General features: G+C 73.7%; 1 protein-coding gene. It reads right to left on the bottom strand.

What is annotated here, in order from left to right; all coding sequences use genetic code 11:
* Positions 1 to 112: 112 nt before the first annotated feature.
* Positions 113 to 1,025 (bottom strand): phosphoenolpyruvate carboxylase (locus E7Z54_RS02445; RefSeq protein ID WP_136431422.1); only part of this gene is annotated, 913 nt, incomplete at its 5' end.

A 1,025-nucleotide genomic window follows, 5' to 3' on the forward strand; every position in this document is an offset into this window, starting at 1 on the left:
CCGAGAGCGGCAACATCGCACACCTCAACCCCAAAGGCATCAGCGTCAGCTGACTGCCTTCCAGGCAACCGGCCCCGGCGCTTTCACTCCCTTGCCGGGGCCGGTTGCCGTTTCAGCCGGTGTTCTGGAGACCCGCGGCCACGCCGCTCACGCTGAGCTGGAGCAGACGCTCGGGCAGCCCCTCGGGCATCGGCGGTGCCACCGGGTCGGACGAGCGGAGCTGCCGGAGCGCTCGCAACCCCAGGTACGACAAGGCGTCGACGTACGGGCCGCGCAGGTCGATACCCTGCCGCAGCACCCGTCGGCGCTCGAGCAGCTGATCCTGCTCGGTCACCTCGAGCACCGCGGCGACGGTCCGCTCGTACTCGGCGACCACCCGCTCGGTCAGGTCGTCCCGCCCGCCCAGCTCCAGGAAGCGACGCATCAGGCGCGGGTCGGCCTTGGCGAGAGCCATCTCGGCGTTGTCGAGGACGACACGGAACAGCGGCCAGTGGTCACGGGCCTCGCGGAGCAGAGCGGGGTCGGGCTCGGCCCGCAGCGCCGTGCCGAGGCCGAACCACCCCGGCAGGTTCACCCGCGCCTGCGACCAGGCGAACACCCACGGGATGGCGCGCAGGTCCGACAGCCGCGACGCGGTGCCCGCCTGCCGTCGGGCCGGTCGGGAGCCGAGGCGCAGCCCCTCGATCTCGGCCAGCGGCGTCACCTGCGCGAACCACTCGGGGAACCCCTCGACCTCCACGAGCTCGCGGTACGCCGCCTTCGCGGCCGAGCCGAGGCGGCCCGCCAGGTCGTCGTACTGCTCGGCGATCGCTGCCGCGCGTGAGACCGACGAGCTCGTCGACGCCGTGAGGGTCGCCGCACCCACCTGCTCGAGGTGGCGGACCGCGATCGCGCGGTTGCCGTAGCGGGCGAAGACCACCTCGCCCTGCTCGGTCAGCTTCAAGACCCCTGCCACGGAGCCGGCTGCCTGGCTGAGCACCGCCCGGTGGGCCGGTCCCCCGCCGCGTCCGAGGGCGCCGCCGCGG

Source organism: Nocardioides sp., assembly GCF_004803405.1.
GTDB lineage: Bacteria > Actinomycetota > Actinomycetes > Propionibacteriales > Nocardioidaceae > Nocardioides > Nocardioides vastitatis.